This is a genomic window from Acidaminobacter sp. JC074, assembly GCF_022496765.1.
In the GTDB taxonomy this organism is placed as follows: domain Bacteria; phylum Bacillota; class Clostridia; order Peptostreptococcales; family Acidaminobacteraceae; genus JABXKX01.
The window spans coordinates 25,187-46,521 of record NZ_VANV01000033.1; the positions used below are offsets into that span (position 1 = coordinate 25,187).

Genomic DNA, 21,335 nt, shown 5'->3' on the forward strand with positions numbered 1-21,335 from the left:
TCCTTAAAGCGATCTGATCATATCTTTTAAAATTGCAACCGAGTTTTTAATAGCAAGTGGCGCAAAAGTTTCATAATCCATATGTGAGCCATTGATGGCATTATCTGAAATTGATCTAATAACCACAAAAGGCATAGAGTTTAAGTAACATACTTGACCAATGCTTGCGCCTTCCATTTCACAGGCAAATGCATCAAAGTGTTCACCTAAAAACTTTTGATGTTCAGCTACAGATACAAATTGGTCACCAGACACGATTCTTCCAGTATAAGCCTTAGAGTCCTCTAAGTTTTCAATGGCTCTTTTTGCTATCTTTACTAGGTCTTCATCACATTTAAAATCAAATGTATCCAGTCTTGGAATCTGCCCCAGTGGGTCGCCAAAGAATCTTACATCCATATCATGTTGAACAAGATTTGTTGCAACAACAATGTCACCTGGATAGATGTCCTTGTTTAGACCACCTGCAATACCTACATTGATGATTTTATCAACCTTGAAGTTATCAATTAAAATCTGAGTACATACAGCAGCATTTACCTTACCAATACCACAAGTTACTACTACTGTTTCCTTATCTAAAAGTACACCTCTATAAAATGTCATATTTGCTTTTTCTACTTTTTCCTCTAAAAACATCTCATTTTTCAGTGTTTCTACTTCTTCGTTCATTGCACCGATTATACCGATTCTCATACAGTCACTCCCTCTAATTCTTTTCTTTTATTCTCTACTTTATTTATTTCAAAATGTATGATTAAATAACATACCAAACAAAGGCCCAGAGATACTGGAATTGTAAAGTAAGATAATCTAACACCTATCGTATCATTTAAATACCCAATTAACTTACCAGAAAACATGTTGATGATAGAGCCAGCCATACTGACAATAGAGACAACTCTCATGGCATTATGTTCAAAGACTCTTTGCATGATAAGCATGGTCGTCGGATAAACGATTGAGCAAAACAGACCTGATAATGAAATCAGAATCAAAAGACCTTCATTCATAAGTCCAGTTAAATAAACAACTAATGCCAGTGCTATTGCAATGGTTACACCCTTTAAGTAACCAATTTTCTCTAAGATATAGCCACCTAAAAGTCTGCCTATGGCAATCATAGCGAAGAATAATGAAACATAGGTAGAAGCATCATTTGCTGTATAACCGTAAAATTCTTTCATATAATTTAAAAACCAGTTTAGCGTTTGTACTTCTGCTGATATATAAAATCCTAGACCAACACAGAAAAGTACAATCAAAGGCATCTCATAGTCATGAATCTTCTCTAAGTGCTTTTCAACAACAACCTTCTTTGGCTGTTCAACGAAAACATATAAAACGATACCAAGAATATACATACCTACAAAGACTAAGAATATATGACGCCAGTTAACGCCATATGTGATTAAAAAGCCTGCTACTCTTTGAGTAATGGCTGAACCAACACCGTAGTTAAAATGAAGCATATTCATGATAATGGCTATATAGGCAACCTTAATAGCAGGCACAATGGTATTTAGACCAAGCACCACATAACCTATACCTATCGTCAAAACTATGTAACCCATAATTAACTGGTAGAACTCAGCTGCAAAGGATGTACCGAAAAAGCCAACAGCGCATATAGCCATACCGATAATGACAATCTGCTTTTGATTCATCTTTTTTGATTGCTGACCAGCAAGGAAAGTACCAATGACATAAGCAAGTGTAGCAAGCAGTAAAAGTGTGCCTATTTGGTTGTCTGTTACATTAAAGTCAAGCTTAAATGTTGGGATTAAAATCCCCCTGATGCTTTCTGTTACCGCTAATATAAACATCACTACAAAGGATGCTACAATGGCATATATCTTATGACTTTTTTTCATACCTGTCTCCTAAAATTATTTTTCTCATCTATCATACTTCTTCATGAAGAAACATGCAAGTTTCCTTATTAAATTAACTAAAAAAAATAGGGCTTTTTTAGCATCCTTAACAAACATAGGCCTTAGATTTGAATGATATCTCTTACCGTTGTATAATAAATCCAGAAAGAAGGCACTATGAAAATTCTAATTGTATCCGATATAATTTCTCCAACACTCTATGAATACATGAATGTGGAGAGGTTTGCAGACATTGATTTAATCCTGTCTGCAGGTGATTTAAAATCTAGATATTTAACATTCTTAACAACAGTTTTGAAAAAACCTTTACTTTATATACACGGCAATCACGATACCCATTATGACGAATTACCACCTCTAGGCTGTATTTGCATAGAAGATATGGTTTATGATTTTGAAGGTTTAAGAATTGCTGGATTGGGTGGTTGCAGAGAATATCGAGGTGGCAAACACCAATATACCGAAAGAGCCATGGATAAGAAAATAAGAAAAAATAAAAAAGCCTTTAAAAAAGGCTTTGATATACTCTTAACGCACTCACCTGCTTTTGGTCTTGGAGACGGTGAAGACCAGGCACATATAGGTTTTAAAGGTTTTATAAAGTTACTAGATAACTATCAACCAAAGTATATGATACATGGACACCAGCATCTGAACTACAAACAACAAGAACGTATTTTAAATTATAATGATACTACCATCATCAATGGTTATGGCTATTATATCCTAGATCTCTAGATCTAGGATTTTTACATTGCTGACATACCAATCCATTTCAATAATGGCTTCTGCTGACAATACTTCTCTATCTTCTACACGAACTTCACCCATCTGATCTTTAATAGGTCCACTAAATGGATTAAACTGGTCTGATATGATCATATGTCTCATGATATTAACAAGCTTTCTGGTTTCAGAAGGCACCAAGTCATTCATGTATATATCTATACCACCAGATTCAATCCCCCACCAGAAGTTGATGACTTGCTTAGATCTGCCCTTGATAATCCTATCGTATGAACCATTCATTAGGGCTTGTATAATCTTTGTATAAAAGACTTCCCACTTCCAAATAGGTGCAGCTAGATAAGCTGACAAGGCCTTGCTTTCTGAATCAACAGAACAAAGCATGGAAGTAATACCATAAGATTTGGTCGCTTCTCTTGAAAGAATGTTATTCTTACTTGTAATTAAATCAGCACCCTCTGTTGCTAGAAGTTTAATCTTCTTTTCATTGTCTTCTGGACTGTTCCATACACCTGTAAAAGAAACCTTAACAATGGCATTTGGATTCACCATCTTAGCACCTAGTGCAAAGGCATTGATACAAGAAATGGTGTCAGGTGTTTTAACAGAAGCCGTATAACCCAAGATATTGGTCTTGGTCATAGCGCCAGCTATCATACCTGTTAAAAACCTCGTTTCATAAGATCTACCATAATAACTCGACATGTGAACATAAGGCCTTGATCCAGAACAGTTAAAGAAGTGAACCTTGTTGTACTTAAGGGCAGCACTTAAGGTTGCCTTTCTATGAATCATAGCTGTTGTAAAGACGGCATGGTAGCCTTCTAATACCAAATGATCAATAAGTTCCTTTAAGGCTTCATCATCTCTGACATTTTCAAAGGACTTGGTCTCAATGGCACTTCCAAACTTTTCTTGAATGGCAATTCTACCATGTTCATGCGAGTAAGACCAACCTGACTCTTCTATGTTTTTGGCATATATAAATGCAATTTTCCTCTTTTTAGGTCCAATAATGGTTGATATGGACTCAAGTAGATTGGCATTTAACTCACTTGAAGATGTTTTAATCTCTCTGGATTCATCCAAGTTAAAGTTCATCAACTCACTGATTAAAGATGGCATCATTAGTTTGGTTTCAGCCACTGACAAAGATTTAGGCAAATCATAGATTCTGTTGTACAAGATTAAGGCGTCACCAGTTGTATAAGCCAACTTGTCACCACCTGCTTCTTTAAAGACCTTCCTAAAAGGTAGATAGACTTCATGGTAAAAAGCCTTGTACTTGGTCTCATAGAAATCTGAATCAGGTGTGTATTTTTCTAGAGCCTCTTCTAACTCTGCATAATCATTTCTATCTGTTAGCCAAATTTGATTTAAACCTGTTAGCTTGTTAAAGTCCAAGAACCTGTAATAAAGTTTCACATCCTCGTTGTTTTCATCATATCTAGGAATCAGTCTTAGAATCCTAGCCTGAATGGCGTCTGCTTCAAAGTAAGACAAGACGCTGACACGCTTATTACCTTCTATGACATAGAAGTAATTCATGTATTCATAAACCTTGATAGGGTCTCTAATTCCTTCTTCTAAATGTGATTCACAAAGAGCCATCCATTTAGAAGCAAACTCTGACCTTGACTCCTCTAGTGGTAAGAAGTTCTTTGAAAAGGACATTCTTCTAAAAGAAGAGTTGGTACCCTTTATCTTTTTAAGAGGAATTTCCATCTCACCTATATCTATGGTTGAGATAATGTCTATGTCCTTAATAATCCCTTCTAGTGACGTTAAGTGACCTGACATACCTCTTGCTTTTCTTCTATTGTATTCACGCCTAGCTTTACCACGCGCATCATTATAAGTTTCAATTAAATTATCAAACATAAAACCACCTCTATTTAATTATATGACCTTGAAAAAAGATTTCAATTAAATCTAAGTTATTTTAACACAAAAATACCTTTCATTTAGTATGAAAGGTATCTCTAATATTATTTTGCATTTAAACCAGCAGTGTTTAAGAAGTTCCACGGCTTGTTGTAATGAGGTTGGAAGAAGAAATCTACATAAGCAAGTTCATCAATGGTCATCTTGTTTTGAATAACTACTGACATGGTGTTAATTGATTGAGTTAAGTCTTCATCTGAAATCAATTGTGCACCCAATACCACTCTTGATGATTTATCATAAACAACCTTTAATGTCACTTCACAATAAGTCGGCATAAACTCTGGACGCCAGTTATCTTTGATAAGTACTGTTTCTACATCTACACCCTTTTCTTTTGCAGTTAACTCAGTTAAACCAGTTGAAGCAATATTGTGGTTGTAAATCTTAATACCAGATGTACCTTGTGTACCCATGTATCTAGCTGTATCTTTTACTAAGTTCTTAGCAACGATAGTACCCATTCTAACTGCATTTGTTGCAAGTGGAATATAAGCAGATTCACCAGTTGGGTTGTAAATAACTGCACATGAATCACCAGCAGCAAATACATCAGGATGACTTGTATGCATATGCTCATCAATAATGATCGCACCACTTGGAAGCATATCGATTTGACCCTTTAACAGGCCTGTGTTTGGTCTGAAACCAATACATAAAACAACTAAATCGGCTTGGTATTCTCCCTTGTCAGTAACAACTTTCTCAACTTTACCTTGACCTTCAAATCTTTGAACGGTTTGACCTAGGGCTAATGTTACCCCCTTATCAGCAAACGACTTTTCAGCTGGTGCTGTAAACTCTGGATCTAAGTACTTTGGTAAAATTCTGTCCATTGCATCGATAAGTGTTACATTCTTACCAAGCATTTCAAATGCTTCAACTAGTTCCACACCAATGTATCCAGCGCCTACTACTGTTACATTTTCAACTTCTTTAGCCTTTTCAATGATTACTTTTGCATGGTCGTAGTTTTTACAAAGAACGATATTTTCTTTATCAATACCATCAATTGGTGGTTGAATTGGCCATGAGCCTGTTGTTACAATTAATTTATCGAATGTATCTTCAAATATTTCACCAGTTTCTAAGTTCTTTACTTGAACAGTTTTATTATCTACATTAACGTCTAAAACGTCATGCTTCATTTTTACATTCACACCTAAATCAGCTAAAGCCTCTGGTGATGAATAGAATAAACCTTGAGGATCTTTTACAACATCTGCAACATGTAGTGCAATACCACATGATAAGAAGGAGATGTTGTCATTTCTTTCATATACTGAAATTTCTATATCTTCATAAAGATTAGCTGCATTTACGATAGCAGCTGTACCTGCATGTGTACAACCAATAACTACTACTTTCATAATTCCTCCTAAATTGTAATGATTATAAATTTGTTATCTCTATAACAATGATAGTTTATTTTTTAACAATTGTCAACAATTCCTCCTAAAATAGTTCACAATCATTTTACACAAATATTCTACCCTACTACTTGACCGATACCCATATTGCTTATAAGATATTCATATCTTAATAAGAAACTAAGGAGCAGTTATGAATTCTGAAAAATATATTAACTATTTAAAGCTACTTTCAAAGCAGTATCCCAATATCGATGCTGTATGTACTGAGATCATCAACTTAAGGGCTATTCTCTCTTTACCCAAAGGTACAGAGCATTTTCTAACAGATTTGCACGGTGAGTATGAGGCCTTTACCCATGTACTGAGAAACGCATCTGGTGTCATAAAAAGAAAAATTGATGAAGCTTTCGGCAACACCATGACAGAGACTGAAAAGAAAACTTTTGCGACACTTGTTTACTATCCAGAACAAAAGATAGACATCATCTCTTCTACAGGTGAAGACATGAACTCATGGTTTAAAACATCCATCTATCGTTTGATCATTTTAACAAGAGTTGCATCTTACAAATACACCAGATCTAAAGTTAGAAAAACATTACCTAAGAACTTCGCTTATATAATAGAAGAACTCTTACACGAAAAGGAAACACTGTCTTCTAAACAAGAATACTACAATCAAATCATTGAGAGTATCATAAAGGTCGGTAAAGCAGAAGAGTTTATTTATGCACTATGTGGTGTAATAAGAAAACTGGTTGTGGACAGACTTCATATTGTTGGTGATATTTTTGACAGAGGCCCTGGTGCCCATATCATTTTAGATGAACTTATGAACCACCACAGTGTAGACATTCAGTGGGGCAATCATGATATCATTTGGATGGGTGCAGCCCTAGGTTCTGAAGCTTGTCTGGCAAATGCTTTAAGAATATCACTTAGATACGGCAATATGGAAACCATAGAAGAAGGATACGGTATCAATCTGCTGCCGCTTGCAACCTTTGCTATGGAAAACTATCCAGAAGTCTCTGATAAGTTTCAACCAAGAAAATCAGCTGATAGAGAATGGACAGAGAAAGAAACAGACCTTATCAAGAAGATGCATAAGGCCATTGCTATGATTCAGTTTAAAGTAGAAGGTCAACTCATCATGAGAAACCCTGATTTTAAAATGGAGCACAGACTCTTTTTGGATACAATTGATCTAGAAGGTAAAACTGTAACCATTGAAGGTAAAGTTTATGAACTAAATGAAACAGACTTCCCTACCCTAGATCCAGAAAATCCTTATGCTTTAACAGAAGATGAACAGATTGTTTTAGACAAACTTGTTAAATCATTTGAAAACTCAGACAAGCTACAAAAGCATACGGACTTCCTATTTAGAAAGGGTTCTATTTATCTTAGATTTAATGACAACCTTCTCTATCATGCAGGTATGCCTATCAATGATGACAAAAGCTTTAAAGAATTCACTTTAAACAATCAAACCTATTCAGGAAAGAATCTGTTTGATATCGTCGAGGCTCATGCAAGACAGGCATACTACCATAAAAAAGATCCTGTCAAAAAAAGATTCGGCTTAGACCTCATGTGGTACTTATGGAACGGCGAATGCTCTCCATTATTTGCTAAAAAGAAAATGACCACATTCGAACGTTACTTTATTGATGATAAATCATCTCATAGTGAAATGGCCAATGCTTACTTCTCTAATAGAGACGATGAAAACTTAATCAACAGAATCCTAGAAGACTTTGAAATGGACCCTAAGTCATCCAATATTATTTCAGGACACGTACCCGTAAAAACTCTTAAGGGTGAACATCCAGTGAAAGCAGGAGATAAAATGTTTGTCATCGATGGTGGTTTTTCAAAAGCTTATCACGAAACAACAGGTATAGCCGGTTATACACTCACTTATAACTCTAGAGGTATGATCCTTGTATCACACGAGCCCTTTGAATCACTTCAAAAGGCCATCTATGAAGAGAAAGACTCTATTCCAAATACAGTCTATATAAAGGAAAACAAGAAGAGGATCTTTGTAAATGACACGGATGTCGGTTCTGAGCTAAGGTCTTCTATAGAAAGCCTACACCTACTACTGGATGCCTATAGAAAAGGATATATCAAAGAAAAAAGATAATTACATACTTGCTATCATTTAAACAAGTATTTGTACTATCATCCAACAAAAACACTGTTAGCTACTGATAACAGTGTTTTTGTAGATTTTGCTCATATAATACTCTAAATAAAACAGTCCATACTATAGCTACAGCTCCCTCTTACCACATAAACCAAACGACAATTATAGGACATGTTATAGTCTACAAACATGTTCCATGGGTTTTACAAATACTCTCACCAGCTTTTCTTACATATAAAAGGTATAATATAACCATAGTTTACCTTAGAAATCTATCTACAAATTTTAAATCTAAGGCTCTATTACACTTCATTTATCTATATTTAAGGAGAATGAGTTTATTTGTGATAAATCCTACAAGGTGGGTATAGATTTAATAGAAAGTAAGACAAATCTATGTAGGAGGAAATGATACCATGAAAAAAATTGGAACTAAAATCATTCTCTCAGTTGTTGGTGGTGTATTAGGTGTAGCATTGGTATTAGGCATAACCAGTCTTCTTATAATGAGTCAAATCAATGATGATCGAATTTCACAACTGGAAGAAAAAATGTATGAGGACTATGACACTCTAATCAAATCAGAAGTAGAAGCCATCACCTCTCAACTTAATGGAGTGGTCGCTTCAGTACAAGAAGGCTTGATATCTGAGCAAGAAGCAAAAGTAATTGCTGCCAATATGGTACGTGAAGCCAAGTATGGCGATGGTGGTTATTTCTGGATAGATGATTTTGACGGCAATAATATTGTCCTACTTGGTCGTGATGATGTAGAAGGAAGCAATAGACTAAGTCTTAAAGATACCGAAGGCCAATTGATCATTCAAGATATGATTAAAATTGCTAAAACTGGCGGCGGATTCTATGATTATTACTTCCCTAAACCAGGCGAACAGGAATCACTTCCAAAACGTGCTTATATTGCTGCTTTTGAGCCCTACGAATGGACAATCGGTACAGGAAACTACACAGATGATATCGCAAACTTCATCCAAATAGAAAAGGATGATGCAGCAGAAAATATGAGATCTGTTGTCATTCTTTTAGCCATAATTATAGGGGTTTCAATTGTACTTGGTTATATAGTTGCAATCATAGTTGGTAAGAAAATTTCTAAACCGATTGTAGCTGTAACTGAATTAATTAACTTGACAGCAGAACTTGATATCAAAGACAATGCTAATTATGATTTCGTATTAAAATATAAAGATGAAACAGGCGCAATTGCCAAAGCACTTGCTGAACTAAGAAAAATTCTTAGGGGTGTAATAAGCGGATTGCAAGATGATTCTGGTATGCTTAGCAGTTCATCAAAATCATTAAATGAAATTGCAGTTATAGGTAAAGAAGGTATTGAAGCGGTCAATGCCACAGCAAATGAATTTGCAAGAGGTGCAACTGAACAAGCTCAAGATGCCCAAGATGCTTCCGAAAGTATGATTTCTCTTTCTAGTGAAATTGACGAAAGTGTCAGCAGCTCAGTTAGACTTAAAGAGGCAACTGTTCATGTAGATGAAAATGGTAAGCGTGGCGGTGTACTCATTAGAGACTTAGATGAACAGTTTAGTAAAACCATTGAAACCATTAAAAACCTTGATCAGAATGTCCAAACGCTTTCTGTTAAATCATCTTCAATTGGTGAGATAACAACAACCATTCAAAATATTGCGGAGCAAACAAACTTACTTGCTCTAAATGCAGCAATCGAAGCTGCTAGAGCTGGTGAAGCTGGTAAAGGATTTGCTGTTGTTGCTGATGAAATTAGAAAACTGGCAGAACAAACTTCTCAATCAACGACTCAAATCAATACAATCATCACTGAAATTCTAGATGAAATCAACTTAACTCAAGGAAATATGAACGAATCAAATCAAACCATAGAGTTATCTAGTGAAGTAATGATTCAAGTAAAAGATGCCTTTGAAGCCATTGAAGAGTCAATGGTTACAACCATGGATCAGTTAAGCCAAATCACTTCTAGCATAGACAATGTAAGCGATTCAAAAGATTCAGTTACTCAGTCTATTCAAGGTATTTCTGCTATTACAGAAGAAAATGCTGCCGCTGCTGAGGAGATCTCAGCTACTATGGATTCTCAGGTAGATTTGATGGCTGATATTCTCAGTAATGTGGAAGATGTCAACGAGATCACACAAAGACTCAATAGTGTCATCAATAAGTTTTCAATCTAAGCAAACAAGAAGACGGAATCATGACTGAGAGCAAACTAAAAAAAATGTTGGATTATCCAACATTTTTTTACGTTCATTATAAAGTTCAACCAGTAATAATCCAATACTTGATTTAATCCTTCTGAAAAGGATACTGTCATAATTGCTTCAAACATAAAACACTTTTAACAATCAATTCATTTTACAACCTATCACCTTTTTATAAACTTCACGAATAAGTCTCTAACAACATCTTCTTCAATGTCACAGTAGTATACGGCATCGTATAGAATACCATTTTTAAATGCAATCAACTCATGACCGACAGTGCCTGTTATGCCAATTTCATTGGTTTCAGAGTTGTAGTTGTAAATAAACTGTGTCAAGTTGACAGGTGTGGTTGATAATATCTCAGTGATTCTTATATCTGGTAGATCATAAACATTAACTTCATTATCAAAAGGATCATTTATTTCAGGAAGCTCATCCATACTCTTAACTTCATATGCTGAAAAAACAAGAAAATCCCCTTCTTTATTTAAATGTTGAATTTGCAAGTGATCATATTCTTTGTTTGTTTCTTTGTCCTTATAAGTTCCCCTAAAATATAAAGTTTCATCAAACTCATTAAATTCATTAGCTTCAAACACTTGTCCATTGATGAGCTTCTTATCTTTTTCTGAATACGTAAAATGATCTTTCCCTACTATCGGTTTATTAAATGCAAAGTCTATTTCATTTTCACCATATAAAGCATATGTATCCATCTGATTTGGAGTAGAAAACACACCTTTATCTACCGATACATCCACATCATTACATCCAAAACAAATCAAAACTAATAAGATACTCATGAGAGCAATAATTACTTTTTTCATCTTACACCTCAACTTTATGTATAATTATCTTTTCTTTATGTCTAGCTTGACAAGCTCCATAAGCTCAATATTTTGCTTTCTTAATGCGTCTAATTTATCCGTATTCTTCACCAGTCTTAAATTAGTTTCCTCTTGCTGCAACTTCAATGATTTTACTTCCTTATCCATCTGTATCATCATGATTAAAAAAGGCATCATAAAACCTATCACTGTAAAAGGTCCTGGAGTTGTAAATAAGGCATCCACCCACATGCCTAGATAGCCACATATGAGTGCAATTAAAAGTCTGTACATTAAATATCTCCTCTAGAATTCCTTTCAATATAAATATCTAAAGCTTTTATACCTCTTTGAGCAAGTTGAATAAATAGTACCATGCAATAGATACCAATCCCTATCCCAACTAGCAATAGCAAAATATATAACAATCCAAAAGCCATCATATTTCCTCCCTCAAGTCATTTTATATTAGTTTTCATCAAACAATCTTATTGTAAGTATGCCACATGCTTCATATTCCTTTACAGCATCTTCATTAGTCTGAAAATACTCTGGTGACATTTCCTGTCCAGGTTCATTGTTAAAAATGTAAACACCAAGTATTTTTTCTTCACTTGTAAATGGTGAATTCATGAGTGAATACTCAGTTTGATAGCCATCTTCTTTATAGGTAGAAATATCTTTAATCGGCACAGACATCATACTTACACTATCTGTTATTTGATTCACATACATGCGTTCTTCAAAGAATGATATAATCAATTCTCCTTCTTCTTCTAAGAAGAGCTGTATATAATTGTTTGAATCAAGTTCACCATTGTTATATATTTTGAAGGTAACTTCAGCCTTTCTTTCTTTCGTAAGTTTATATTCATAAGAATAAGAATCTTGTCCTATATTATACTTTTCTACAATCGCTTGATCTTCATCAGATAGGTTCTTTGGTTTTATCATATCACCAGAGTGACAGCCTATCAGCATAAAACCGACTATGATTATCAATAGTTTTTTCATATAAGCTCCTTATACAAAATAACATGCGGTCCTAGTTCAGGATAATCAAAAACATCACCATGAGATCTAAAACCGATATTCTCATAATAACCTTTTACATTTTCTCTACCCTTGCACCAAACAAGATCTATCTTCATATCATTTAGACGAAAGATGCCGTACTGTACAATTTTTCTTCCTATGCCATGCATGCGGTAATCTGGCAGGGTTGCCATCGCTCTCAATCTATAATGATCACCATCAAAGCCTTCAAGTTGATCTCTGTTAAAGGAAACAATTCCAACCAACTTGCCTTTGATATAAGCCCCAACATGAAAGCTGTCATCACAAGCATCTGTTTCATAAACGATTTCCTCATAGGGTCTGTGAGGTCTTAATATCTTATGTCTTAAATCATAAGTCTCATCAGCTCTAATATACTTAATGATCATCTAAACCCCCTTCTTCTAATTGGCTTTTCAGGTCCTTGTTTTCACTTTCTAGCTTATGAATATTGTCCATCAACTTCCTTATATATAGTAGAATTGGAAGGACTGCACCTCCAATTGAAAACAAAAATGAAAAACACGGTCCACCCAACAACATGCCTATATAAGCCCCTAACATCCCCAGTGTTAGAGACAGCATCATCACAATCATTAAAAATCTCTCTTTCGATATAATCACTGTTTAACCTCAATGGTTGATAAATGTTTCACTTTAAAGTTATTCTTGGTTTCCGTGATGACAGACATCTCATACAAACCCGAAGGCAAAGACTCCTGAAGTTTAACTTTATAGACATCACCAACTAAAAGTTCAAAGTCCTCCTCTTCACCACTCTGCCAGGTATATTCAAAGCTTGAATCCTTGCCGCTTACAGAACATGTATAAATCTCATCAGGATGATATTTTACACTTTCTTCACCCTTGTTTTGAATTTCAATGACTATTTCCCGATCACTACTAGAATAAAATGCTTTGATACCAAGCTTAGGTCTTGTAGGATTACAAGAAACCAAAACTGTCATTATCAATAAGACTAATACAAACTTTTTCATAATGCCCCCTTTTTACAATAACACAGAGAATTTACAAAATAAGTCATTGTTTTTATCAGTAACGAAAACGTAAAATAGTTAGGACTTTTTTAATATTATAAAAGACGCTTAAAGCGCCTTCCGTTTAGATATGATTCTTAATACAGCCAAGAGTATCAGACTTGATATGCCTGCTATGACAACAAATGATGTTTGCAGTGAATAGATATCACCTATCTTGCCTACAAGTGGAAAGAGAGCTATCATAAAGACACTGAAAATCATTGATTGAAATGACAGGACTGTTGCCCTTTTATCACTTGGTATCAGCTTGTTGATATAATCGCTTAAAACTACAAACATCAAACCCTCTACGGCTGATAAAGCAATAAAGGCATACTTTTCAATGCCTTTGACAGGCATGCCCCAAAAGGCAATGATGGCTGTAATAATAGCAAATGAAATCAAATGTTTTAGCTTAAAGCGCTTCTCTAGCTTATAGGCTTGTGTTGCTGTAATAGCAGCAAATAAGGCCCCAATAGATAAAATGATACCTATATGGAATTCAGAATGCCCTAGCGCTTTCAAATGGTTCTGCATGTAGAAGAACTCAGTTGTATAAAAAGTTGAAAATATTTCTAAAGCTAAAATCATTTCAAGCAGTTCTTCATTCTTTAGGACTTCAGAACTTGATTTTATTTGATGAATAAAGGTCTTAAATGCAGATTCTTTTTTCTCTACCTTACCAATGGTCGGTTCCACAAATGTAAGCGCCTGCATAACCGAAACAAAGGCTACAACCAATGAAAAGATGTAGACCTTGTTATAAGACAAGGTTGCAATATAACCACCTAAAAGGAGAGAAAGTGTTTTAGTAAGCTGATAGAAAAACTCATTTCTCCCCCTTATTTTTATATATAAATGTTCTTCTTTGATCTCTTTTAAAGAGTCATAAACCAGTGCTTCTCCAGCACCTGACTCCAAGTTGTTACTTAGAGCTGTAAAGAAAAAGCTTAAAGCAAAGGCGTAGACATTGTTACCAAATATCATTATGAGAATGGCAACACATGACATGATGCGTCCAAGTACCCTAGAAGTTTTTCTACCCAAGATATCCGCCACAGCACCTGTGGGTATCTCCATTGTAAAAGATGACAAATGATAAACGGTCTCCATTAAACCGATTTCAAATAAGTTAAGTCCCTTGTAGGCAAGATATAACATCCATATACCATGGGTTAAATCAAACCTGCTTAAAAATGTAAATAAGTAGTCTTTATAAATGTTGTTCTTTAAATTTGTATTCATGATTTCTCCTTTTTTGCACTAAAAAACCCCTGTAGAATCTACAGAGGTCTGATTTCCTAAAATTACCAACGCTAGGATAGACCTCTCCCGTCGTCAGAAAAATCATGTACGATTCCCGCCATTGCAAGCGGCATTCTATTCAAGATGTTATTTACATTTGTCTTATTCATCTTAATCACCTAGGACCATCATACCAAGTATTTAAATATTAATCAACCGGCTTTACATATGAAAGATAGTCTTTTCTTTTCTCTGAAAGAGCCTCTATATACCTTGAAACAGGTTCTAAAGTTAATAAAAGTTCCCAACCTGCATAGATGCCCTTTATAAATTCTTTTCTCCATATATCCTTATTCTCTATAAGAGGACAGGTATGAAGTTGATTCTTTTCTATGATCATCTTTAGTTGACCATCTTCAAAATGTGGCTCTAAAGGATAGGTCCTACACTGGACCGGCCTATAGTTTCTTAGGCAGCCAGAGTTGTTGTTACAAAAGATATAAAACAACTTTTTAGCACCATGTATTTCGTAGTCATAAGAAGAATGTACTTCAAAGTCTACGCCCCTATCCTTTTGAATGGCTTCATATTCTAAAGGCAATAGATACATGCCTAGAGATGCCTCGTCTTCATGACTTCTACAACAATGATAACCGCACATAATGCCACAGTTGCCATCAATGATTGGTTCATTCATTAAGTCATATGCTTTTTTAAATACCTCTACTGGGTCATTACTATAAATTGTCTGTCACCTCTAAAAAATCTGTCTACTTCTTTAAAACCTAACTTCTTGTATAAGCTAATGGCTCTTGTGTTCCAAGCCAAAACTGTCAGTCTGAGAGGTTTATCTATATAGGCCATCACTTCTCTCATAAAGCTTTCACCATGACCTTTACCACATAAATCAGGCCTTAAACCTATACCAAAATCAACAAATGACGCATCATATTCATAAGGTGGTACCTGGGCATGTTTATCAAGACAAAAGAAACCAATTAAATCACCCTCTGTCACAGCATAAAAGGATGACATAATTTCATCGTAGCCATCAGGCATACCATAAATATCATAGGGTTTTTCGTAAACCCATTTAACAATCTCTTTTGCATATTTACTAGTCATATTCTCTATCATAATTATCCCCCTTCAAAGATTATATCAGACTTTTAAGCGACTATCTATTCCTTGATTATTTTTAAATAAATTGGGCATCTATTAAGTAGGAGGTTCATATGACATATAACAATGTAGAAGAATATATCTTGTCCTTACCAGAGGATAGACAACTGATCATACATAAGATAAGAGAAACTATTTTAAACAACTTGCCAGAAGGCTTTGAAGAAGTGATCCAATACAACATGATTTCTTACGTTGTACCTCATAAACTTTATCCTTCCGGCTACCACTGCGATCCAAAACTACCACTGCCCTTTATTTCTTTAGCGTCACAAAAGAACTATGTATCTTTTTATCATATGGGTATCTATGCAGATGAAAAACTATTAAACTGGTTTACAGAAGCCTATAAGACTCATGCCAAGTATAAACTAGACATGGGCAAATCATGTATACGTTTTAAGAGAATGGACGATATACCTTATGATTTACTAGGTGAATTGTTAAGCAAAATGACTGTAGGAAGATGGGTTGAACTTTATGAAAACAGCAAGAATTAGCATAGGAATAATCGTTTTGATTATTCTTTTATTTGGCTCAAGTGTATTTGCCGTTGATGTTACCATAAACGGCGACACCCTGATCTCAGAAGATAAACCGTATATATCAGATACCAATAGGACCATGGTACCCGTTAGGGCTATTTCAGAAGCCTTGGGTCTTGATGTTGTTTGGCACGAATCTACAAGACAAGTAGAAATCAAAGGAAAAGATAAAGTCATTTGGTATACCTTAGATTCCAATCAGGTGACTGTTGATGATGTCGCATATTCATTAGACTCGCCACCAGTTATTAAAGACAATCGAACCTACTTGCCGCTGAGTGATTTAGCAGGCCATTTAGAAATAGGTGTCCACTGGGACAATGAGAGTAAAACAGCCGAACTCACACAAACTGTAATCGGTATGAACTTATCTCATATCCACTACTGGTCATCCCAATGGACTTTTAAAGATGTTATGAAACAGTCGGCGGTTTGGTGGGTCCAACCTGAAGATCTATCTAAATGGTCAGTCAACAAAGAGATACCTCTAAGACCAGATGGCTATCCCCTAGAAATTCCATATGACGGTCATGTGGTTCATACTGTTATGCTTATGCATATGGATGCAAATGGACCAATGTATCCTAAAGGTGATTATACCCTAAGGTTTGAGGGCAAAGGAAGAATTTTTATTTCTATGGATGAAACCGACTTGGTCTTTAGTCAAGCTGATACAGATCACCTCATCCCTGTCACACCTTCTTATAACGGCATCCATTTAACCATATTAGAGTCTGATAAAAATGATCCAATAAGAAATATTCAAGTCATGATGCCTGGCTTCAAGACAGATGATACACAGCCATTTCATCCTAGCTTTATAGACCTCGTCAAGGATTTCAAACTACTTCGCTTTATGAAAACAAGCTATGTTGAAGAAACACCTTCCTTTGACTGGCATAATCGGACACTTCCAAGGTCTCAAACACAGAGCAATATGGCAACAGGCGGTATGAGCTTTGAATACATAACCGACCTGTCTAATATGATAAAAGCAGATCCATGGATCAATGTCCCTCATGATGCAAGTGACGATTATGTTAGAAAGCTTGCTGAGTTTTACAAAGAAAATCTAGATCAAAACTTACGACTATATATTGAGTATTCCAACGAACCATGGAATCCTATGTTTATCGTTTATAATGACAATATGAAAAAAGGAGAGGCCTTAGGACTAGGAAGTGGCGAAGAAGCTCTTTCTAAATACAACGTCAGAAGATCACTTGAGATGATGGCCATTTTTAAAGATGTATACGGTTCTGACTATAAAGAAAGAGTGACATGGTCAATTTCTACCTGGGGTGCCAGAAAAGAAATCGGTGATTATATACTCGATGAAATGGACAAGTCAGGTTATCCAGATGCCTTTACAGTCGCGCCTTACTTCGGCGGCGAACTAGCAAACGATGTTGGTGACGGCATCGTATATACAGATGACCAAGTCTTTGACCTGATGAAAGAGGAACTTGAAACAACCATTAAAGATCAAATCATCCTCTACAAGAATCAAGCGGATCAACGTGGAATGAGACTGTTAACTTACGAGGCCGGTTCTCATTTTGTCTCACTCTTTTATCCAGAGGACCAAATCCTTGTTGAACAGATGAAAAGAATCAACTCTGACGAAAGAATCAAGGATATGTACAAGCTCTATTACGACATCTGGCATACCTATGCAAAGGATATCACCACTCTATTTGTTTTTTGCGAGGAGCCAAACATCTATGGCGATTTTGGTATGATTCATCACTTTGATGACCTAGATCACCCCAAATGGCAAGTCTTAAAAGAACTTACAAAATAAAAATAAAGTCATATACGACCGGTATATGACTTTATTTTCGTTTGTACTTAATAAACAATCTAGATCCAATATGAGTAACCATAGCTCCAGGCACTATAAATCTAGCAAGTCCATGGATATTCGATAAAAGTGTGTATATTTCTGTTGTTCCATATAAGGCATTGTTAAGAACAAAACCTGTAACAAGGCTAAAAAGAAAATACACTATTATCATCTGAGTCGATAACTTTGCAATTTTTATAGGCCATTTGCCTTTATAGTTAAAATTGTTTAATATCATCCCCCTGATCAACTTCTTATCTTTTGAAAACAAATAAACAAGCATCGGTAGGACAAATGTTGAAATCCCAAGGATAGGATGTATATTGTAAGCCAAAGTTGACTGACTCCTAAAAAGTCCAGCTATAAAAGTCAGCGTATAAGGCAGGACAAAGGCAAGATGCCACTTAATAAAATCATTTCTAAAATATTTAATCACTCTACTAATTCTCCTACTACAGGTAATATTTCTAATACATTTAAACCATGTGGTGATTTACTTTTAATTACTTCTGTTACATCTTGACCGGCCATATTGCCATTGTGTTTACCACCAGCCCATGCTGGCACATCAGAAACATCATAAACTATACCATCCACAGCAACATATGCTGGATTGCCATTTTTACCATCATACATGCTGAGTTCTTCTAAAGTAAATGTGTTCTTTTCTTCCATTGCTGCTGAAGTAAGCTCTCCTACTACAGGCAAGTTTTCTAAGACCTTTAAACCATGTGGTGATTTTTCCTTAATGACTTCACTAGCATCAATACCTGCCATGTTGCCATTGTGTTTACCACCAGCCCAAGCTGGTACATCAGTCACATCATAAACAACACCATCTACAGCAACATAAGCTGGCTGTCCATTTTCACCATTATACTTAGCAAGCTCTTCAAGGGTAAACACCATCATTTCATCTGATTTTTCTTCCTTGTCTTCTGACATATTCTCTTTGTTTTCTGTATTCTCAGCGTTAGCAACTTCATTCATTGTATTATTTGAATTATCATTTTCACCGCATGCAAAAAGGATGATTGAAAACAATAAGACAAAACCGATTAAAGCGTATCTCTTCATAAGACCTCCTTGATAATCACTATCAATTATATTATACCACTGATTTATCACATTAATCTTTATTTTCTCTAAAGCTTATTTTCCAGCCCAACTATCTGCAATGGATGCTTCTGCAAGTACAGGTACATCTTTTAAGTATCTTTCTCCCGCCTCTTCCATTACTCGTCTCAGTAGACTGGCTGTTTCTAGAGTTTTCTTTTCATCACATTCCAGAACGATTTCGTCATGAACAACAGCCACAATATAAGTATCTTCAGGTAATTTTGCCACTAGAGAGCCTAGGGCGTTTTTTAGAATATCAGCAGCAGTCCCCTGAACAGGTGCATTGTATCTACCAGATAAGCCAGAGTCTTTTCTAAAGACAAACTTTCTTCCTGCGAGTGTTCTTTCTTCATCCGGTAAAGACTTCTTGATTTTTCTTTGCCAAGAGGCGACACCTTTATAAGCTCTAAAGTATCTTTTTCTAAAAAGTTCTGCCTCTTCAATGGTCATATCTGACTGATAAGATTCAGCGGCATAGGCCTTCAAACCTGCTGCGCCCATGCCAAATATCAAACCAAAATTTACGGCTTTTGCAGACTGTCTTTCCGTCTTAGTCACATCATCAATGCTTTTTTCAAGTACAAGAGACGCTGTAAGTCTATGTAAGTCTTCACCACTCCTGTAAGCTTCAATCATTCTTTTATCACCAGTGATCTGAGCCATGACTCTAAGTTCTATCTGGGAATAATCTGCAATAACCAGTTTTCTTCCCTTTGGTGCATGAAAACAAGACCTAAACCTATCTTCTCTAGGGATTTGCTGAATATTAGGACCACCACAAGACATTCTTCCTGAGTAAGCTCCAATTTGTCCATAATGCGGATGAAGCCTACCTGTCACAGGATTGATCTGGCCATTTATACCGTATAGAAAAGAAGTCAAAGCTTTAGAGGTATGCCTATACATAAGTAATAACTTAACAATTGGATGATCTAAGTGTCTAGACAATGTATGTTTCGACGTGTTTTCAAGTTCTAGTCCATATTTTTTTAACAAGTCTATTACTTGTTTATTGGAGTTTAAGTTGATTTCGCTCTTTTCTACAGATTCAAAGAAACCTAGTTGTACAGTTGGATAACCGATATAAGGATAGAGTTTTTCAAGAATCTCACTCTGCTCTTCTTCTACTTTTTTTGTCAACTTGTTCCACATACTTATGTCTAGATGAATACCCCTGTACTCCATGTGGGCTATAGCATAAACACATTGAAACTCTAGCCTGGCTACTTCAACCAGCTTATGACGTTTGAGTTCATGTACCATTTTTTCTCTGAGCCTCAGTAGTACTTCAGCGTCTTTAGCTGCATAAGATAACTGACTTTCTGTAAGACAACCTGAAAAATCACTTTTTTGCTCTTCCTTTGATACAAACTCCTCTAGATAATGTCTTACAAGACCTTCAAGATTGACTCTAGGTGTGCCACCTGAAGACCTTAAAATTTGCCCTGCAATCATGGTATCAAACAAGCGACCCTTTACCTGAATACCATTTGCCTTTAAGAACTTAATGTCAAACTTGGCATTCTGAAAAACCTTCACTGCTTGACCAGATAAAATCTTACTTAAGTAAGAATTAATATCAGAACCTACCCCGAAATAGTCAATCACCAAAACTTCATCATCATAAGCAAGTTGAATAAGCCTTAGTTTAGACATATAAGGATTCAGTCCTGTGGTCTCTGTATCAACACCTATTACACTTGCCTTATTCAATTTATCGTAATAAGGCTTAAAAGCCTCCATTGAAGTGATTACTTTATAATCCATAAAACCAACTTTCTATACATCTATAAGTATACTAAAGCCAGTGCACTTTCTAAACACTTATACCAAGAAAGGCGTCTTTGACGCTTCTATTCTATCCGAAGATACAATAGCATATTAAACTACACGTAGTCTAAAAGGATTTTCTCGAAACCCCTTATCCCTCATCGATATAATCAACCTGGGAATATTTTTTTCACCTAAATATTTTCTTAGGATATTCAAACTACCATTGATATCKGAGTTTATTATCCCTTTTGTTGTTATAAAGATTCCTCTAAAGACACGTCTTGATTTATCAGCTGCTTCTTTCTCAACCWTTTCTAAGTCTACTGCTGACACTGATGAAGTGTAAGCTTCATTCATCATTACTAC

Annotated in this window: 22 protein-coding genes and 1 pseudogene; 5 read left to right on the forward strand and 18 right to left on the reverse strand. The window is 35.5% G+C overall.

Annotated elements, in window-relative coordinates; translation table 11 throughout:
• Positions 1–3 precede the first annotated feature (3 nt).
• Together EZV73_RS25705 and EZV73_RS25710 are read right to left on the reverse strand one after the other, a co-directional pair.
• Positions 4–696, reverse strand: coding sequence for a 5'-methylthioadenosine/adenosylhomocysteine nucleosidase (locus EZV73_RS25705; protein ID WP_240843328.1), 693 nt, complete (start codon positions 694–696; stop codon positions 4–6).
• Complete coding sequence (locus EZV73_RS25710; RefSeq protein ID WP_240843329.1) at positions 693–1,874, reverse strand: sugar MFS transporter; 1,182 nt, start codon at positions 1,872–1,874, stop codon at positions 693–695. Before EZV73_RS25710 ends, EZV73_RS25705 begins: the two co-directional genes overlap by 4 nt.
• A 177-nt stretch (positions 1,875–2,051) precedes the next feature.
• On the opposite strand from EZV73_RS25710, the gene EZV73_RS25715 reads away from it, so the two are divergent.
• On the forward strand, positions 2,052–2,633 hold the full coding sequence (locus EZV73_RS25715) for a metallophosphoesterase (protein ID WP_240843330.1): 582 nt from the start codon (positions 2,052–2,054) through the stop codon (positions 2,631–2,633).
• Here EZV73_RS25715 and EZV73_RS25720 read toward each other — a convergent pair.
• Both EZV73_RS25720 and EZV73_RS25725 read right to left on the reverse strand, forming a co-directional pair.
• On the reverse strand, positions 2,622–4,523 hold the full coding sequence (locus tag EZV73_RS25720) for a BMP family ABC transporter substrate-binding protein (protein ID WP_240843331.1): 1,902 nt from the start codon (positions 4,521–4,523) through the stop codon (positions 2,622–2,624). The two genes, EZV73_RS25715 and EZV73_RS25720, sit on opposite strands and share 12 nt — an antisense overlap.
• Before the next feature lie 107 nt (positions 4,524–4,630).
• A complete protein-coding gene (locus tag EZV73_RS25725; protein ID WP_240843332.1) occupies positions 4,631–5,956 on the reverse strand; it encodes an FAD-dependent oxidoreductase in 1,326 nt (441 codons plus the stop codon).
• Positions 5,957–6,149: 193 nt separating this feature from the next.
• On the opposite strand from EZV73_RS25725, the gene EZV73_RS25730 reads away from it, so the two are divergent.
• Both EZV73_RS25730 and EZV73_RS25735 read left to right on the forward strand, forming a co-directional pair.
• Positions 6,150–8,111, forward strand: coding sequence for a fructose-1,6-bisphosphatase (locus EZV73_RS25730; RefSeq protein ID WP_240843333.1), 1,962 nt, complete (start codon positions 6,150–6,152; stop codon positions 8,109–8,111).
• Positions 8,112–8,530: 419 nt separating this feature from the next.
• Positions 8,531–10,306 carry a methyl-accepting chemotaxis protein gene (locus EZV73_RS25735; protein WP_240843334.1) on the forward strand — a complete coding sequence of 592 codons (1,776 nt, stop codon included), beginning with the start codon at positions 8,531–8,533 and terminating at the stop codon, positions 10,304–10,306.
• A gap of 191 nt (positions 10,307–10,497) precedes the next feature.
• Here EZV73_RS25735 and EZV73_RS25740 read toward each other — a convergent pair whose 3' ends face one another.
• The 10 genes from EZV73_RS25740 to EZV73_RS25785 form a co-directional block, all read right to left on the reverse strand.
• Positions 10,498–11,163 carry a hypothetical protein gene (locus EZV73_RS25740; protein ID WP_240843335.1) on the reverse strand — a complete coding sequence of 222 codons (666 nt, stop codon included), beginning with the start codon at positions 11,161–11,163 and terminating at the stop codon, positions 10,498–10,500.
• Between the two features lie 24 nt (positions 11,164–11,187).
• On the reverse strand, positions 11,188–11,457 hold the full coding sequence (locus EZV73_RS25745; RefSeq protein ID WP_240843336.1) for a hypothetical protein: 270 nt from the start codon (positions 11,455–11,457) through the stop codon (positions 11,188–11,190).
• Positions 11,457–11,606 (reverse strand): hypothetical protein, encoded by a 150-nt coding sequence (locus tag EZV73_RS25750; protein ID WP_240843337.1) that lies wholly within the window; start codon positions 11,604–11,606, stop codon positions 11,457–11,459. The genes EZV73_RS25745 and EZV73_RS25750 overlap by 1 nt, the downstream gene beginning before the upstream one ends.
• A gap of 25 nt (positions 11,607–11,631) precedes the next feature.
• Positions 11,632–12,177, reverse strand: a complete 546-nt coding sequence (locus tag EZV73_RS25755; protein WP_240843338.1) for a hypothetical protein — start codon at positions 12,175–12,177, stop codon at positions 11,632–11,634.
• Positions 12,174–12,608, reverse strand: a complete 435-nt coding sequence (locus EZV73_RS25760; RefSeq protein WP_240843339.1) for a GNAT family N-acetyltransferase — start codon at positions 12,606–12,608, stop codon at positions 12,174–12,176. The genes EZV73_RS25755 and EZV73_RS25760 overlap by 4 nt, the downstream gene beginning before the upstream one ends.
• Entirely contained in the window at positions 12,598–12,843 is a 246-nt protein-coding gene (locus EZV73_RS25765; RefSeq protein ID WP_240843340.1) for a hypothetical protein, read from the reverse strand. The genes EZV73_RS25760 and EZV73_RS25765 overlap by 11 nt, the downstream gene beginning before the upstream one ends.
• The gene (locus tag EZV73_RS25770; protein ID WP_240843341.1) at positions 12,840–13,217 is read right to left on the reverse strand and encodes a hypothetical protein; all 378 of its coding nucleotides are present in this window, start codon (positions 13,215–13,217) and stop codon (positions 12,840–12,842) included. The genes EZV73_RS25765 and EZV73_RS25770 overlap by 4 nt, the downstream gene beginning before the upstream one ends.
• Before the next feature lie 108 nt (positions 13,218–13,325).
• Positions 13,326–14,504, reverse strand: coding sequence for an MFS transporter (locus EZV73_RS25775; RefSeq protein ID WP_240843342.1), 1,179 nt, complete (start codon positions 14,502–14,504; stop codon positions 13,326–13,328).
• A gap of 208 nt (positions 14,505–14,712) precedes the next feature.
• Entirely contained in the window at positions 14,713–15,201 is a 489-nt protein-coding gene (locus tag EZV73_RS25780; RefSeq protein ID WP_240843343.1) for a hypothetical protein, read from the reverse strand.
• A gap of 26 nt (positions 15,202–15,227) precedes the next feature.
• Positions 15,228–15,641 carry a GNAT family N-acetyltransferase gene (locus EZV73_RS25785; RefSeq protein ID WP_240843344.1) on the reverse strand — a complete coding sequence of 138 codons (414 nt, stop codon included), beginning with the start codon at positions 15,639–15,641 and terminating at the stop codon, positions 15,228–15,230.
• A 98-nt stretch (positions 15,642–15,739) separates the two neighbouring features.
• Between EZV73_RS25785 and EZV73_RS25790 the strand changes: the two genes are divergently transcribed.
• Positions 15,740–16,186 (forward strand): DUF1801 domain-containing protein, encoded by a 447-nt coding sequence (locus EZV73_RS25790; protein ID WP_240843345.1) that lies wholly within the window; start codon positions 15,740–15,742, stop codon positions 16,184–16,186.
• Positions 16,167–18,035, forward strand: a complete 1,869-nt coding sequence (locus tag EZV73_RS25795; protein ID WP_240843346.1) for a copper amine oxidase N-terminal domain-containing protein — start codon at positions 16,167–16,169, stop codon at positions 18,033–18,035. The genes EZV73_RS25790 and EZV73_RS25795 overlap by 20 nt, the downstream gene beginning before the upstream one ends.
• 31 nt (positions 18,036–18,066) lie before the next feature.
• On the opposite strand, the gene EZV73_RS25800 is transcribed toward EZV73_RS25795, so the two are convergent.
• From EZV73_RS25800 to EZV73_RS25815, 4 genes and pseudogenes are all read right to left on the reverse strand, one after another.
• Positions 18,067–18,513, reverse strand: coding sequence for a hypothetical protein (locus EZV73_RS25800; protein WP_240843348.1), 447 nt, complete (start codon positions 18,511–18,513; stop codon positions 18,067–18,069).
• On the reverse strand, positions 18,510–19,154 hold the full coding sequence (locus tag EZV73_RS25805; RefSeq protein ID WP_240843349.1) for a cytochrome b5 domain-containing protein: 645 nt from the start codon (positions 19,152–19,154) through the stop codon (positions 18,510–18,512). The genes EZV73_RS25800 and EZV73_RS25805 overlap by 4 nt, the downstream gene beginning before the upstream one ends.
• Before the next feature lie 75 nt (positions 19,155–19,229).
• A complete protein-coding gene (locus EZV73_RS25810; protein WP_240843350.1) occupies positions 19,230–20,963 on the reverse strand; it encodes a bifunctional 3'-5' exonuclease/DNA polymerase in 1,734 nt (577 codons plus the stop codon).
• A 114-nt stretch (positions 20,964–21,077) separates the two neighbouring features.
• Positions 21,078–21,335: pseudogene (locus EZV73_RS25815) on the reverse strand (hypothetical protein); the annotation flags it as partial.

What these genes read in the sequence shown, in the direction of transcription:
- EZV73_RS25720 (WP_240843331.1), bottom strand. Translation starts at nt 4,523, where the DNA reads ATGTTTGATAATTTAATTGAAACTTATAATGATGCGCGTGGTAAAGCT.
- EZV73_RS25795 (WP_240843346.1), top strand. Translation starts at nt 16,167, where the DNA reads ATGAAAACAGCAAGAATTAGCATAGGAATAATCGTTTTGATTATTCTT.
- EZV73_RS25810 (WP_240843350.1), bottom strand. Translation starts at nt 20,963, where the DNA reads ATGGATTATAAAGTAATCACTTCAATGGAGGCTTTTAAGCCTTATTAC.
- EZV73_RS25740 (WP_240843335.1), bottom strand. Translation starts at nt 11,163, where the DNA reads ATGAAAAAAGTAATTATTGCTCTCATGAGTATCTTATTAGTTTTGATT.
- EZV73_RS25770 (WP_240843341.1), bottom strand. Translation starts at nt 13,217, where the DNA reads ATGAAAAAGTTTGTATTAGTCTTATTGATAATGACAGTTTTGGTTTCT.
- EZV73_RS25735 (WP_240843334.1), top strand. Translation starts at nt 8,531, where the DNA reads ATGAAAAAAATTGGAACTAAAATCATTCTCTCAGTTGTTGGTGGTGTA.
- EZV73_RS25745 (WP_240843336.1), bottom strand. Translation starts at nt 11,457, where the DNA reads ATGTACAGACTTTTAATTGCACTCATATGTGGCTATCTAGGCATGTGG.
- EZV73_RS25760 (WP_240843339.1), bottom strand. Translation starts at nt 12,608, where the DNA reads ATGATCATTAAGTATATTAGAGCTGATGAGACTTATGATTTAAGACAT.
- EZV73_RS25710 (WP_240843329.1), bottom strand. Translation starts at nt 1,874, where the DNA reads ATGAAAAAAAGTCATAAGATATATGCCATTGTAGCATCCTTTGTAGTG.
- EZV73_RS25755 (WP_240843338.1), bottom strand. Translation starts at nt 12,177, where the DNA reads ATGAAAAAACTATTGATAATCATAGTCGGTTTTATGCTGATAGGCTGT.
- EZV73_RS25715 (WP_240843330.1), top strand. Translation starts at nt 2,052, where the DNA reads ATGAAAATTCTAATTGTATCCGATATAATTTCTCCAACACTCTATGAA.
- EZV73_RS25775 (WP_240843342.1), bottom strand. Translation starts at nt 14,504, where the DNA reads ATGAATACAAATTTAAAGAACAACATTTATAAAGACTACTTATTTACA.
- EZV73_RS25750 (WP_240843337.1), bottom strand. Translation starts at nt 11,606, where the DNA reads ATGATGGCTTTTGGATTGTTATATATTTTGCTATTGCTAGTTGGGATA.
- EZV73_RS25725 (WP_240843332.1), bottom strand. Translation starts at nt 5,956, where the DNA reads ATGAAAGTAGTAGTTATTGGTTGTACACATGCAGGTACAGCTGCTATC.
- EZV73_RS25805 (WP_240843349.1), bottom strand. Translation starts at nt 19,154, where the DNA reads ATGAAGAGATACGCTTTAATCGGTTTTGTCTTATTGTTTTCAATCATC.
- EZV73_RS25790 (WP_240843345.1), top strand. Translation starts at nt 15,740, where the DNA reads ATGACATATAACAATGTAGAAGAATATATCTTGTCCTTACCAGAGGAT.
- EZV73_RS25730 (WP_240843333.1), top strand. Translation starts at nt 6,150, where the DNA reads ATGAATTCTGAAAAATATATTAACTATTTAAAGCTACTTTCAAAGCAG.
- EZV73_RS25705 (WP_240843328.1), bottom strand. Translation starts at nt 696, where the DNA reads ATGAGAATCGGTATAATCGGTGCAATGAACGAAGAAGTAGAAACACTG.
- EZV73_RS25780 (WP_240843343.1), bottom strand. Translation starts at nt 15,201, where the DNA reads ATGAATGAACCAATCATTGATGGCAACTGTGGCATTATGTGCGGTTAT.
- EZV73_RS25785 (WP_240843344.1), bottom strand. Translation starts at nt 15,641, where the DNA reads ATGATAGAGAATATGACTAGTAAATATGCAAAAGAGATTGTTAAATGG.